Source organism: Verrucomicrobiota bacterium, from assembly GCA_038744685.1.
Classification (GTDB): domain Bacteria; phylum Verrucomicrobiota; class Verrucomicrobiia; order Opitutales; family Puniceicoccaceae; genus Puniceicoccus.
The window spans coordinates 40520-55224 of sequence record JBCDMB010000008.1 but is presented as its reverse complement, the minus strand read 5'-3'; the positions used below and the strand labels follow the sequence as shown (position 1 = coordinate 55224).

General features: G+C 52.1%; 9 protein-coding genes. 5 read left to right on the top strand and 4 right to left on the bottom strand.

Going from position 1 to position 14705, the window contains the following annotated elements:
* The first annotated feature begins 255 nt into the window (after positions 1-255).
* The 4 genes from AAGJ81_06775 to AAGJ81_06760 all read left to right on the top strand — a co-directional run bounded on the left by AAGJ81_06775 (position 256) and on the right by AAGJ81_06760 (position 9195).
* On the top strand, positions 256-2907 hold the full coding sequence (locus tag AAGJ81_06775; GenBank protein MEM0965833.1) for a glycoside hydrolase family 2 TIM barrel-domain containing protein: 2652 nt from the start codon (positions 256-258) through the stop codon (positions 2905-2907).
* A 184-nt stretch (positions 2908-3091) separates the two neighbouring features.
* Positions 3092-4609 (top strand): arylsulfatase, encoded by a 1518-nt coding sequence (locus AAGJ81_06770; protein MEM0965832.1) that lies wholly within the window; start codon positions 3092-3094, stop codon positions 4607-4609.
* 264 nt (positions 4610-4873) lie between these two features.
* Positions 4874-8392, top strand: coding sequence for a hypothetical protein (locus AAGJ81_06765; GenBank protein ID MEM0965831.1), 3519 nt, complete (start codon positions 4874-4876; stop codon positions 8390-8392).
* Entirely contained in the window at positions 8389-9195 is an 807-nt protein-coding gene (locus AAGJ81_06760; GenBank protein MEM0965830.1) for a hypothetical protein, read from the top strand. The genes AAGJ81_06765 and AAGJ81_06760 overlap by 4 nt, the downstream gene beginning before the upstream one ends.
* Before the next feature lie 229 nt (positions 9196-9424).
* Here the strand turns inward: AAGJ81_06760 and AAGJ81_06755 are convergent, their stop codons facing one another.
* From AAGJ81_06755 to AAGJ81_06740, 4 genes are read right to left on the bottom strand one after another with little or no spacing between them, the layout of a single operon-like run.
* Positions 9425-10312, bottom strand: coding sequence for a DUF4861 family protein (locus AAGJ81_06755; GenBank protein ID MEM0965829.1), 888 nt, complete (start codon positions 10310-10312; stop codon positions 9425-9427).
* A gap of 15 nt (positions 10313-10327) precedes the next feature.
* The gene (locus AAGJ81_06750) at positions 10328-11719 is read right to left on the bottom strand and encodes a BNR-4 repeat-containing protein (GenBank protein MEM0965828.1); all 1392 of its coding nucleotides are present in this window, start codon (positions 11717-11719) and stop codon (positions 10328-10330) included.
* A 14-nt stretch (positions 11720-11733) separates the two neighbouring features.
* The gene (locus AAGJ81_06745; protein ID MEM0965827.1) at positions 11734-12963 is read right to left on the bottom strand and encodes a glycoside hydrolase family 88 protein; all 1230 of its coding nucleotides are present in this window, start codon (positions 12961-12963) and stop codon (positions 11734-11736) included.
* A gap of 42 nt (positions 12964-13005) precedes the next feature.
* The gene (locus AAGJ81_06740; protein MEM0965826.1) at positions 13006-13761 is read right to left on the bottom strand and encodes an IclR family transcriptional regulator; all 756 of its coding nucleotides are present in this window, start codon (positions 13759-13761) and stop codon (positions 13006-13008) included.
* 96 nt (positions 13762-13857) lie between these two features.
* Between AAGJ81_06740 and kduI the strand changes: the two genes are divergently transcribed.
* The gene (gene kduI / locus AAGJ81_06735; GenBank protein ID MEM0965825.1) at positions 13858-14691 is read left to right on the top strand and encodes a 5-dehydro-4-deoxy-D-glucuronate isomerase; all 834 of its coding nucleotides are present in this window, start codon (positions 13858-13860) and stop codon (positions 14689-14691) included.
* The last annotated feature ends 14 nt before the right edge of the window (positions 14692-14705 follow it).

Here is a 14705-nt window from a genome sequence, read left to right as displayed (position 1 = left end):
GAACGTCCAACGTCGAAAGAGGTCCGTCGCTATTTCGATATTCAAAGTTGGACGTTCGATGTTCGCCATCTTCCCGGAGCAGTCAGGACATCGACCAAAGTCCCCTTCGCTTTCGGCTAGTCATCTGTATAGTAGTCCGAGTCAGGAGGAATTGGTAGGTTAGAGGCCCTGCACAAGCGACCCTTGGTTTGCCGCCATGCATTACCGGTAATCTTGCCGAATTTCGGGGGGGAGTATTTTTTCAGGACCCGAATAATGAGCCGTTTCCCCCCCTTTCTTATCCGTCTTAGTTTGCTCTTCCTATGCGCCCTTATGCCCCTACTGTCGTTCGGAAGCGAGCAACGTTTCTCGAGTGCTGGTTTTTATGCAGTCGAAGGAAGTTCGCGGATGGTGGAGAACTTTAATCCGGGCTGGCGCTTTCATCTTGGAGACGTAGAAGGAGCCGAAGAGGTTGACTTTGACGACAGCGATTGGGAAGCGGCCCGTCTTCCGCATGGACTGGAAACCCTGCCAGCCAATGGAAGCGGTGGGCGCAATTACCAAGGGATAGCTTGGTACCGAAAGGAATTCACGACCGAGCCAGTTCTGACAGGAGGGAGAGTCTTTCTCTACTTCGAAGCTGTGATGGGGGAGGCACGGGTGTGGGTCAACGGGCAGGAGGTAGTCGAGCATTTTGGGGGCTACCTCCCCTTTGCAGCGGATGTGACCGACGTTTTGAAACCTGTGGGAGAGACCAATGTTGTCGCTGTCATGGCGAACAACGAAGACAGCCGTCTCTATCCACCGGGACAGCCTCAGTCTCGTTTGGACTTTGCTTATCTGGGTGGCATTTACCGGGACGTTTACCTGATCCGAACTGGGCCGGTCCATGTCACCTTGACCGAGCTCAGCGATACTGTGGCCGGCGGAGGGATTTTTGTCGCAACGCTGGACGTGAATGGAAATGACGCCGACATGGAAGTGCGTACCGAGGTAGCCAATACAACGGACGAGGTTTTGCCGTTGACCGTTCGGACGACTTTAGAGAATGCCGAGCACGAGGAGTTGCAGGTAATGGAGGATGAGGTGACCTTGCAATCGGGCGAGACCCGTCAGTTGGCCCGCGAGTTCGAAGCGAGGGATGTCCGTTTGTGGCATCCCGATGACCCTTACCTCCATTTCATCCGCACGGATATTCTCTACCGTGGTCAGGTCGTCGACAGCTTGCGCACTCGGGTGGGAATCCGTTTGTACGAGATGCGTGGATCAGAAGGTTTCTTTATCAACAAAGAACCGGTCGATACCAAGTTCATAGGCGTCAACCGCCACCAGGACTATAATTACGTGGGCAATGCTCTGCCAAACTCTGGACAATGGCGGGATGTGAAACTCTTACGCGAGGGTGGAAGCCGTGCGATCCGAGCTGCGCACTACCCGAAGGATCCTGCTTTCTATGATGCCTGCGACGAGTTCGGGGTCATCACCACAACGGCGAATCCCGGGTGGCACTTTTACAATTTCGACGAACCGATTTTCAAGGAACGTCTTTTAGACGACACCCGGCAGTTGGTGCGTCGGGATCGAAATGTAGCTTCCATCGTGATGTGGGAGACGGTCATCAACGAGTATCCGAGCCAACCAACTGAGACTCTCATCGAAATGAATGGAATCGCCAAAACGGAATACCCGTTCCCTGGATTTTTCACGATTGGCGATCCTCATGAGGCGAAGCGAGGCGGTTTCGATATGTATTACCGGGGAAACGATCCAGACATCAACGCTTTCAATCGGGAGTTCGGAGATGGGAGCGAAGTCGACAACTGGCGTTCTCAAAACGCACGCCAGCGGATCAAGATGGAGTGGGGGGAGAATGCAATGATCCGCCAGGCATTGATCCAAGGCCGGACGACGGGTAACATCTGGGCGCGTCCCCCACATAGTATTGGCGGCGCGATGTGGTGCGGGATCGACCATGACCGCGGTTACCATCCCGACCCCTTCCACGGTGGCTTGCTCAACGGCTTCCGCATTCCACGCTACAATTACTACCTCTACCAAAGCCAATACGATCCGGATTACGAAATTCCAGGGATTGGCAAAAAACCTGTTCTTTTCATTACGAACGAGTTAACCCAGATCTCCGGCGAGGATGTTGTCGTTTTCTCCAATTGCGATGAGGTCACGCTCCGTTGGATGGATAAGGAGTTTACTGCCCAGAAGCCTGACGATGGTTATGGGGGCCTCCCAAACCCGCCGTTCACTTTTACGGGTGTTTTTGATTTCATCGAAGCCAAACAAAGGTTCGGAAAAGACTACGACGACGCGATCCTGGTTGCCGAAGGTCTCGTGGATGGTGAAGTCGTGATTACCACCGAAAAGCGGTATCCTCAAAGGACAACTGGAATCACTTTGGAAGTAGATGATGAAGGAATGCAATTGGTCGCAGATGGGTCAGACTTCCTTCCAGTTCGCGCTCATATCGTCGATCAGAACGGAACGAAGAAGGTACTAGCTTCCGAGTTCGTTTACTTCGAAGTTGAGGGACAGGGAGAATTGATTGGTGACGCCTCCACCTTTGCAAATCCTATGAAAACTGCTTTTGGCACGGCGACCGCACTCGTTCGCTCGACCCTCGAACCGGGGAAGATTCGGGTGGCTGCGCATGTGAATGGTCTGAAGTCCGACTCGATTGTATTGGAATCGATAGAGCCCTCCATGCCCCTGGCTTACGATGAGTCTTACTCCGCAGAGTCACGTGAGCCTGAGACGAATGAAGCTGTCGTCGTCCTATCGACTGCGGGTAGCGACGATTTGCCCACCGAAGTCCGCGACCTGCAGGAGATCGTGCGCAAGCTTCGCCTTGACGTGGTTGGCCGGGATCAGGAAATCCAAGAACTACGAGGTCAGCTAGGCACTTCATCGGAGTGATGTCGGTTTTAACGGTGCTTGGTTAAATCCAAATCAAAATCGCTATCGGAGTCGAAAAACTCTTCTGCTGGATGATTTGACCTATGACTATGGATTACCGACTTCGACCGCGACTTCGGTTTGGACAGCACAAAGGTCATCGACTGCCAACCCTCCTTTTTTCCACCGCCAATCCTTAGAAATCATGAAAAGTGTTATCCTGCTTGCAACCCTTCTCGCGACCGGAATTACCCAAGCCAACCCTCCGAATGTCGTCCTCATTATGGCAGATGATCTTGGCATGGGGGACATCTCCTTCTACCACCGTGAACGCACGGGAGAGGATTCTTCTCCGGTCCCGACTCCGAACATTGATCGCCTTATTGAGATGGGCATGCGTTTCAGCGATGCCCACTCTCCGAGCGCACTCTGTGCGCCCACCCGCTTTGCAATGCTTACTGGGAATTATCCCATCCGTAACGCGAAGCCGGACGGAGTATGGGGGGTTTTTGCCAATCCGCTCATCGATCCTGATTTCACAACCATCGCGAGGATCGCGAAAGAGGGAGGTTACCAGACTGCGTTTTTCGGCAAGTGGGGACTGGGCGGAAATTGGGAAAAGCGACCCGTTACGGCGGAGGACTTTTCCAGCTTTCCAGCTGGAGCGTTAAGCTACGGTTTCGACTACGCTCTTGAGCTGCCGGCTGGCATACAAGATCCGCCCTATGCTTTCTATGAGAACCGCCAGTTTTACCCCCTGGCGAAAGACTCCATTTTAACTCATATTCCAGTTGAGCAAACTGGTTATGATCTCGATCTGGCCCCGAAGGCTGCGAGTCGCGATGGAATGGGAGACTCTAATTGGGATCCTAGGCTTGTTGGGCCGCGTTTGGCAGGGAAGGCGGTAGTTTTCATGGAGAATCATGTGAAAAACCATCCAGACCAGCCCTTCTTTTTGTATTATTGCAGCCAGGCGGTTCATGTCCCTCACGTTGCCGCACCTTCTATCGATGGTCAGGAGATCGTAGGAAAGACACCGGGTATATTAGGAGATTTCATCTACGAATTTGACCTACAGATAGGAGAGCTTCTTTCTGCCCTAGAGTCGCTCGGCGTGATGGACGATACCCTGATCATTCTCACTTCTGACAACGGAGGATTGCCGCCGCGTTGGGACATGCAGCTGTATGCTTCGGGGCATCGCTCCAACGGCGGTCTGGACGGATACAAAGGGGGGATTTTGGAAGGAGGACACCGGGTGCCGTTCATCGCGGTCTGGAAGGACCACATCCCGGCGGGAAGCGTTTGCGACACACCCATTGTTTCCCTTGATGTAGTAGCAACCCTTTCGGATCTTATCGGGCTTCCGGTTGATCGAAATGTGATCAAAGATTCCGCCAGTTTGCTCCCGATCTTCAGGGGAGAGGATGTCGATGAGCAGCGACATTTCATCCACCAATCTGGAGGCATTCGGGATTTCGCGATTCGGCAAGGGGACTGGAAACTTACGATTGACGGAGATGCGATGAACCGTCCGAAGCCCCAGCGTTACGCCTTCAATCCAGATGACCATGAACCTAGTGGTCTTTTCAACTTGGGTGTGAGTCTTTCGGAAGACTCGAGCGAAAACTTGATTGAAAACCCTGAACACCGCGAGAGGGTCGAAGCAATGTTTGCAAAATACGTTGAAATCCGTTCGGAGCAGATCCCGACCGTTGACTAGGCCGGGAATTAACGAAAATCAGATCCTTCTCACGCTAGGATTTCTATACTAAAATTTGACGTATACGTTCCCTTCGATCAAGATTCCCTATTCAGATGTAGAGGTGATTGAGTGTGTCTACCGCAGTATACTATGGATCAGTTCTGTAATCGTCATCTTTGAAATTTGAATGGTAGTCTCTTATCCTCGAGACTAGACCGATTACCTCTTTCGGTTATGAAGTTACCCACAACCCCCACTTCCTCCAAATCGGGATTCGCCCTTGTGATCTCACTATCCTTGATGGCTCTGGTTCTTCTGTTATTGGTCAGCGTTGCGGCTCAATTTGGTGTGGAACAAAGGAGTGTCAGCCAAGATCTGACTTTGCTGAAAGCGCGCTTGAATGCAGAGCTGGGGGCTTCCGCCGCACTGGGTGATTTGCAGAAGTTTGCCGGTGCCGATCAACGGGTCACGGCCACTTCATCCATATTGGTAGATGAGGATGGTGGGAGCCAGTTACCCAAAGGAACTGCTCGTTGGACTGGTGTCTGGTCCAGTAAACTGAATTCTGGTGGTCAACCCCTGAACGATAGTGCCGACCGCGAACTAGGACTGGATGACAACAAGCCTCACTGGTTTGTAAGTGGTGAAGTAGATGCTTACCTGAATACTGGCGGAAACTACGAGCCAAGTTCTGCTTTACCAGCAGGTAAATCAGTGAACCTGTTCAGTGCGGAGGGCTTGGTCAATCCGACCGAAAACGCGGTTTCGGTTCTCACGGAAACGGTCGGAGCAGACGAAGGTAGGTTTGCGTTTTGGGTGTCTGACGATGGAGTAAAAGCGCGGATCGACTTGGATGATACTCATGCGTCTAGTGCATTTGCAGACTCGGACTACTTTAGAACAGCAATCGCTCAGCAGGCAGATCCTTCGGTAGTCTTGGACAGTGCACGCACGAGCCGTCCTTTTGAGCCGGCATCTGGGGAGTCCTTGTGGAAGGGCTCTTCGGCTCCTGTGAGTCGAGTAGTGAAGCCTTCTCAAATTCCGTTTCTGTCTCCAAGTGGAAACGGTGATGATATACGCAGAGAGTTTTTTCATGACTTCACCACTGGTTCTTCATCGGTTCTGTCCAATACGAAGGATGGTGGCCTCCAGCGAGACCTTTCAACCGCCCTCATTCAGCTCCCGAGCGACCTATCTGGTCGTCTGATGTTTCCGAGTGTCTCGGGTGAGACAGTTGCAGATGATGTGCTTCCCGGTGATCCGGGAGGACCGACCTGGGCGCAATTGGCAGATCATTACCGCGAAAGTCTAAGGAACGCAGACCTGTCTTTGAATGCTCCGATAAACATGCGTCAATCAAAACGGGACCAGGTTGGAATTCAACCGGTGATTACCCGTTCCAATTTTATAGTGCAACTGATGGCGCGTCGTATTGGCACCGATGTAGACGACGCTAGAGACTATGCTTTTTCTTTGGGTGTCTTTCCGATGGTCACTCTTTGGAACCCCTATGATCGAGATATGGTTTTGCCGGATATGGGTCTCTGGACGCACCTTCAGACAATCTTCATGTACCATGAAGATGATGACACGACTGAATTAGGTAAGTTTGAGATCAACCGACAGACTATAGGTAGGGCAGATGCAACCCGGAAGTTTGTCGGTTTTGTCATCGAAGCAACGACCATTAGGGCTGGAGAGGCGATTAATTTTTCGCCTCCCAACAATTCATTTTACGACACAGATAATCGGGCAAATAATGTTTTGAAACCTGGAGCGAGCGGTCAGCTGGTTCGTGGCTTTTTCTCAGACGAAATAACAATTTCCAAAACAGATTTCCCTGATCCTATCCCTATGTTCAAAGGGCCCACTGGACGCGATTTCTCCAAGATGAGAGCAGTCACCATTCTACCGTCCAGTTCGTCAAATCCTCCGGCTTTTCCCGCCCAATATACTTTTCTCGAAACGACTTTGAGTCGAGACATCGAAAACCGTATGATTTATTTTATGGGTGGTTCCTACGGCGATATCAACGATATCAGGTCAAGAGCAATTGCAGACACCCAATTGGGTGTTACGGTTTCTTACGGTGCTAAAGGGTCCAGTGTTGGAGCTGGTGCTAGCGATGACTCTCCTTTTGACATTCAGGAACTGCAGACACTTACATATGATCCAAGCGACGCCCATGATGGGTCTTTTACTGGTGATGCGACAGCTCTCGCCTTCGCGAAGTCGAGGACTTCTTCAGGAACCCGCCCTCACTTGCTAACACAACTCAACCCACGCGCGACGTTTTTTCGGAACACGATTCACCACAAGGACACTAATCCGACGTTCGACTATGAGTTTTTGAGAGGGGCCGGAATCGGAAGAGAGGAAGTCCAGCGCTACGAGAACTTCATTGATGGAACCGATTCCTTGAAGTCTTACGTAGGCCTCAGTAATAGGGCAGACGAAGGGAGTGATCGGATGGTTCTTTTCGAGGCCCCTTCGAGGGCACCTTTGGGAATCGGTCAGCTCATGCACGCGAATTTACAAAATACCTACTATCTTGCCTGGGACACCGGGACGGGTGGATGGCAAAAGGGCCACGAGACGATGATGGCGACCCCGGCGTACTCAATCGGGAATTCCTTTGCGAACATTCACTTGCCTTTGGATAGTCTCGGGATGGAAGTTGATGATGGTGATCTCCTGATCAAGGTAGGTTCAAAACCTAAGGTAGCAGGTATGCAGGGCACCTTTTATGATTATTCCTACCAACTCAACGATGTCCTCTGGGACGATTTCTTTTTTTCGACCATTCTTCCAGAAACTCCTGATACCCTTCCGACTACGGCTACCTTTCCTTTGCCCAACTCACGGATGGTCCTTGTCTCGCAGGGAGCAGCTCCAAACGATTTGTTTAGGGAAGACCGTTCGGCCGCTCAGCTAATGCTTGAGGGCGGTTTCAACATCAATTCGACTTCCACTGCTGCCTGGGAATCACTCCTTGGAGCCATGAGGGATATCGATCCCCTCGGGTCCGCCAACGTGCGGAGCTCTTCGCAGAAGCACGCATTCTCGCGTATTTCTACTCCGATTGTTGGTTCCAACAGGACTGTTCCGGGTTACGAGAGTTCGGAAAGGGATTCCCTCGTCGCGGGATTCCGCAGTTTGACGGATGATCAGATATCGGATTTGGCTGCTTCGATTGTCCGGGAGATTCGAACCAGAGGTCAGGCAATGGGTCGTCCTTTCCTCTCTCTGTCCGAATTCGTCAACCGCTCGATTCGGAGTCAAGACTTGCAGAATCCAGAAACCAGACGGTTTGCCTACACAGGTGCCTTGCAATTCGCTATCGACCAGTCGGAGATCAATGGTGCTCCGGCGCTTAACGAGGATTGGAACGCAGTTACCGGCAATGGTTTGTGGGAGGCGGGAAACATCACCTCTAACCTTCCCTCGAATACAGCTCCTTTTTTGGCCGATTCAGTAGAGGTGGTGAAAAACAGACCCCTTGCCGAGGGAGTTCCCGGATCGATTCTCCAAGCCGATATCCTTTCGAAGATTGGAGCGGTTCTCAGGCCCAGAAGTGATACCTTCACGATTCACGCCTACGGTGATACTTTGGACCCAACGACAGGTGCAGCTGAGGCTGAGGCTCGGTATGAGGTGGTGGTTCAACGCATGCCCGAATTTGTCGATTCCACTGACCAAGCCTACGATAATATCCTTGGTTTATCTAACTTGAATCAGGCTTTCGGGCGGGAGTTCCAGGTGGTTTCAACACGTTGGATTTCCGAAGACGAGAGCATATGAAGCATCAGTCGCTCTTTTTGCAGGTCTTCGGATTTCTAAGCCTTTCTCTTTTTAATTCGGTCTTCTCGCAGAGCTTGGACGAAGGAAAATTTGGAACCTACTTCTTCCAAGTATTATATCTAAACGATCAGGTTGAATATACAGACGACGGATTGGTGATTCCGGGGATATCCCTTTCGTTTCAGACCGAAGAGGAGACCTACAAGATTTCGGCTGTTCGAAACGGCCTTAGCCGCGTTTTCAAGTATGTCGGCCCCCCTGAGATCATCTTTTTTCAAGAAGACTCTTCTTCCGGAGGGGAAGTGGCGAAGAGACCTCTCGTTAAAGCGGCTTTGGGCAAGCCCGGCGATAAAATCCTTATTGTTGGAAAGTCTAGTAGCGGCCGACTTGTGTCCAGAACCCTCGATTTCAATCGGGCTGGCTTCGCTGGCAATTCTTTTCGAATCATCAACCTGAGTAATCAGACGATCCTAGCGGTTGTGGACGAAGAAAGGCACAAACTCGAAGGTATGAGCCTTTACGATTTTCAGCTCGAAGATAACGGTAAATCCCGTTTTTTGGTGCCGGTATCCATCGCCGCGATCTACGACGGTAATCCTTATTTGGTCGATAAACGCCGCATTTCTTCTAGGCGCGATGGCCGTAAGATAATCATCGTCCACAATGACGTTGCAAATCCGACGAAACTGACATACAAGACTTTTACGATCAATTATCGGGATGAGGTGACAAACGTTTCAGATAAAGAGTTCAAAAACATCGATACTAGAAAGTATTATGATATTTTTGATGGTGGTGAATAGGTTTACCTCTGAAAAGTGCCTCCTCATCTCATTGATTGATATGGTTTTATGAACACTTAGTCCCAAGCCTTTGATACGTGAAAACGTCTGGAGTTTTGAAGTCCACATGACGTTTTTGGCGGCCTGGTGGTATACGACGGCGGAGATAAGCTCCCAGAATTCCATTTTCAGGGAGACAGCCCCCCGTGTGGGGAATTCCATGGTATTGAATGTCTGAGCCGAGGAGAGGCTATCTGTTGAGGTAATCACGCCACTCTTCCGTTGAGGTGATTTCGCCTGCCTTCTTCCAGCCGTAGCCCGCTTCGTAGGCCAATCGGCCGTTTTCATCTGTGTGGGAGAGGAGGAAAATATGGCTTTCGTCCGGTTTTTTGGAGTCAATAATTTCGATACCGTCTAGCTGGTCGGGATCCATCCTCGCCCCAGTGCCGAGTTCACTTTCCCCGATTTTCTCCCAGGTGGCGATCCAGCCGTTTTCTTCGTTGAAGAAGGTTTCCGCTTTACCTTCGTGGGTGGTCAGGCCAACGCAAATGGGCAGGTTTGCAGCGATTTCACCATCTTTGTGGAAGACGCTCTCGACTTGGAAGAGGCGGTTGCCTAGCTCAATAGTAATAGTCTTCTCCTCGCGGTAGAGAGCACCTCCTACTTCACGTTCGTAGAAAAGTCTGAACCGGCTACGTTCCGGAGCGACTTCGATAATCTCGTATTCGATGAAAGCCTCGAGGGGTTCGCGCTTGCCTTTCAGCCAGAGTCCGGTGCCACCCACCCCGGCACTTGCTCCGACCTTGTAGTTGTCCAGCCCTTCTCCGTGATCCTTGTGGTAGGACTTTCCCGCAGCGTTTTGGGCGTACCATTTGTCTATGATCGGGTAGTCTACCCGCTTGAGCCAGGCGTCGAAGCCACTGTTCTCGACTCCCTGTCGTGAAGCCGGACCATACGCACGGAAGGCGATCTTGTCGTTCTCCCAAGCAAAGTCATCCTGCCGTTCTGGCACAAAGCGCGCATAGGTCTGTGGCTTAGTGGATGTTGTTGGCGGGACAGCGTTGGAAAGCGCATAGGGAGCAGCAAAGCTGCTGATTGAGAAGACAAACGTAAGGGAAAGGGCGGGGAATTTGTTCATTAGTTTTAGATCCTGTTAGGTGTTTTCAACGAATCCGACGGTATCAAGCTGATAGTTTGTAAAGTCGACGAAGTCGCCACGCTGCCACAGCGCGATCCGCCTATTGTCTTCGCGCAGGATCATCGGACGTATGTTGCGCACGGGAGAGTTTTCTGTGACTGCTTGCCACTCAATGGTAGAAATATTGTCCTCAGGCCCGATCTTGGCGCGGTAGATCTCGTGTTTCCCTCCGGTGTCTTCTCCAGTCGAAGGATCCACGTCGCTCGAGATGAAAACCAAGGTCGGGTCAACTGGGTCCATGGTTACGAGTCCGCTGTAACTCGACTCCCGCGCATAGAGGCAGTTTCCCCCGTAAGCGATCTCGCGATCGGTCCACTGATCGCCATCCCAAGAGGCGAGACGGTAACGGATATCTTCGTTACTGTTATGGACGGAATAGGCCATATGGGGATGCCCATCGGCGTCCAACTCGATGGCACTGGTCCAAGCGGCTCCGGGAAAACTATCCGCTCCTTCTGGTTTCCGATCTGGTCCCGTGCTTGCATAGACTACTTCTGCTTCGCTCGGCAATAATGGCCCGTCTTGCTCTAGGTCTTTGATGAAGGTGCCGTCGGCCTTGTAGAACTTTCCGTCCTTGAAGACCGCATGGTAGAGGTTGTTTCTGAAACTTCGCGGGTGAGCGTTGGTAGCACTGAGGTGTATGATGTCTTCGCCGTTTCCTGCGTAACGGAGGTACGGACGGTTTCGCTTGCTGCCTTCGCTGGCGAAGAAGTGGACCGGCTCGCTCCAAGTCTCGCCATAATCGGCAGAGGTAACAAAGGTCGGATTGTAGTCAATGCCACGGTAAAAGTTGTAGAGCAGTCCCTCGTTGGTCATCTCGTAGAGATTCATGTAAGTGACTCGGTCCTTTTTGTTGGGTGAGTTGCGTTTGTGCTTAAACTCCTCGCCCCAAGCCAGCGGGTTGTCTGAGTCGAGAATCCGCGAGTAGTGGAATTTGTCTTTGTGGTGTTTGGCATAGGTCGCCAAGAGGCTACCATCCGGCCTTCTGATAAAGACTGGGGAGTTGTGGTCGTCCCGCTGGAAGTGTTTTCGAGCGACGAAGATTCCGAGTGGTTTCCTGGCCTCGAGATCATAGACTCCGATCAGCGCGTCTCCGGTGCCACTGCCTTTGATCGAGCCGATGAAAAGATTGCCGCCGTGAATGATTGCCCGTGGATCTTGAAACCAGCACCACCCACCTTCTTCCATGAAAACAGTGAAATCATGCGGGTCGGCTGTGCGGTCATATTCGGCTTTGCGATCTGGATTCGGCGGGCGCTCCGCGGATAGGCCGCTTCCGAAAGCGAGGGCTAGGAGGACGATGTAAAAACTGCGGAGGTTCTTTTCCATGGGAAGAGAGAAAGGCATTCTTAGGGGTAGATTCAGAGGGTATCATCTGTCGGAGTCTCTGGACGCTGATCACTCAAAAGCATGAGGTAGACTTCGGTCCCGGCAGCGAGGAACGCACCCACACCGTAAACCTCTGTCCTATCGGGAAATGAATCTCCGGGTGCTGCTCCTACTGGCTGAACATAGCCGAGAAGTCCCTCGGGGGTCACGCATTCATCCAATGCGCTCCACGCTTTGAGGATAACCGGTTCATAAACCTCACGTTCCAGCAAACCGTTATTAACTCCCCACGCGAGTCCAAAGGTGATAAACGAGGTTCCACTGCTTTCCTTGATTGGGTAGTCTGTTTCGTCCCCGAGCAACCCCATGCTCCAGGTGCCGTCGGACCGCTGGGAATCCTTGAAACTCTCTGCCATCTGCTGAAAGAGTTCAGTGTAGAAGGTTCGGCCTTCCCACTCCTCGGGAAGGTCCGGCATCATCATTGCAAGCCCGCCGATCACCCAGCCGTTTCCCCGTGCCCAAAACAGCTTCTCCCCGTTCTTTTCTCGCCTGGGGAAGAATGAAGAGTCGCGCCAGAATAGCCCTTCCTCCTCATCCCAAAGAAGGTCATAGGTGGCGTGATACTCCTGGTCCATAAAATCAAGATACCCCTGTTGACCCGTCACCTTTGCAAGGCGGGCCCATACCGGAGGAGCCATGAAAAGAGCGTCGCACCATCCCCAACGACTGTGAGAGTCCGTGTAGCGTCCAGCCTTTTTGTCCTCCCTTGTCATCCAAAGCAGTGATCCGGTTTTTGGCCTTTGCAGAATCCGGTCGAAACTCTCGCGGGTTGGGCTAATCATCCCATCGTCTCCGAATTCTTCATACAGAGAAAGATACATTTGGCCCACAGCGTGGTCATCTGCGTGGTAGGGGCGGTTGTGGAGTCTCCATTGGTTGCGTTTGCCGATCTCCTTCAGGAAGTCGGTATAGGCTTCCGGATTGTCGGCGATCCTTCGAAAGTGGTTGAGACCCGCGTATAGAGCTGCGTTGTGCCACGTGAGGTCGTGCCACTTCTCTGGCTCGAGTCCCTTTTTTTCTAAAAAGCGTTTTCGACCCGCGGCAACAGCACGGAAATCTTGGGCATTTTCAAAAACCTCGATCTGCCAATCGGCTACCTTTCCTGTGAGGGCTTTCACGGATTCCGGAGTATGGCTTTCGGAATAGAGCAGAGTGGAGGCTACGAAGGCGAAAAGGCCGGAGATGAATAGGGTTTGGTTCATGGGGTTTTGCTGTCTCTTAGTTTGGGTCGGGCGATGGAGTATTCAGCCGCTGAGGCTCTTGGCTGTGGCCAGAACCAGCTTTGCCACCGCAGAAATGCGCTTTTTAGTCAGACGGTTGGTCGTTCCCGTGGTGCCGATCGCCGCAACTACGATTCCCGAGGAATCGGTGATGGGAGCGCCAACGCAACGAATCCCCTTGTGGTATTCTTCTTCATCGATTGCGTAGCCCCGCTTGCGGATCTGCCCGAGTGCTTCGTCGAAGGCCTCCCAGTCGATGATGGAATTCTCAGTGCGCGGAACGAGTTCCATGCTTTGCCGGAGGACCAGAAGTAGATCTCCGCGGAAAGCGAGAATGGACTTTCCGGTCGCTGAGCAATGGTAATCGATGAGCGTTCCAGGGCGGGAGGCTACGCGTACGAGCTGTGGGCTGTCGACCACTTCCTGCAAAAGACAGTGGGTTTCAAGTGGGATTGCCAAGTGGGTGGTTTCACCGACGGCCTGGGCCAACTTCTGGAGAGCAGGTATGGCACGTTCGCGTAGATCCGACTTGTTTTGCATCCGGCTTCCCAATACCCGCATAACCTCTCCGGGAATCAGCTTTCCCTCGTTGTTCCGACTCAGGAAACCGTTGTTGCAGAGGGAGGATGCGATCCGGATTGCGGTTGTCCGGGAGGTTTCGCATGGTGAAGTGAGCTCAGGAATGCTCATGGGTCGATCCGCTTCACAGACCGCTCTTAGCATTCGACAGGCACTTTCGACGCTCGGGACTTGGTATTTCTCGGAAAGCGGGGCACTCATAGACTGTTCAGATATGAACAAAACTGTTCGATAATGAACATTCAAGATTGACCATAGGATTTGTCAACGCAATTGTCCATGTCTTAACCAAACCCCATGAAGACTAAGCCAAGTTCCCGTATCGAAGATTTCGAAAACATGTCCACGCTAGTTTTGCGTGAGACTTTTCTCATCGATGATCTATTTGAGTTTGGCAAGTGCGGGTTGGTATATTGGGAGACCGATCGCACAATTGTCGGCTCGGCGATTCCGGTGGATGGGCCTCTCACCCTCAAGGGACCTCGCGAGATGCTGGGAGCGGACTTTTTCTGCCAGCGCCGCGAAGTAGGTGTAATCAATCTTGGCGGTAAAGGTAGGATTACCACGGACGGGGAGCAGTGGGGGTTGGATTCGTGCGACACGCTCTACGTCGGTCGTGGAACCAAAGAGGTAATTTTCGAAAGTATCGAAGGTAGCGAAGCAGCGATTTTCTACATCATCAGTTACCCGGCGCATACGGATTATCCGACGGCCTTGGCGACGGTCGCCGATGCAAATAAGGTCGAGTTAGGATCGCGGGAAACGGCAAACGAACGGGTGATTTACCAGCAAATCCACGAGGGAGGCATTCAAAGCTGTCAGTTGGTCATGGGGTTTACGGTCATGGCTCCGGGTTCGGTCTGGAACACCTTTCCGCCTCATACCCATGTTCGGCGATCAGAGGTCTACACTTATTTTGATTTGAGCGACGATAATCTCGTCATGCACTTCATGGGACCGGGCGAGGCCTCGCGCAATCTGGCCGTCCGCAATTTGCAGCCGGTGTTGTCGCCGCCTTGGTCCATGCATTGCGGGGCCGGAACGGCCGATTACCGATTTGTTTGGGCGATGGGTGGGGAAAACCAAGAGTTTACCGATATGGATCCCATTCCGATGGCTGAAATCCGTTAATCCGTCGTAAAGGA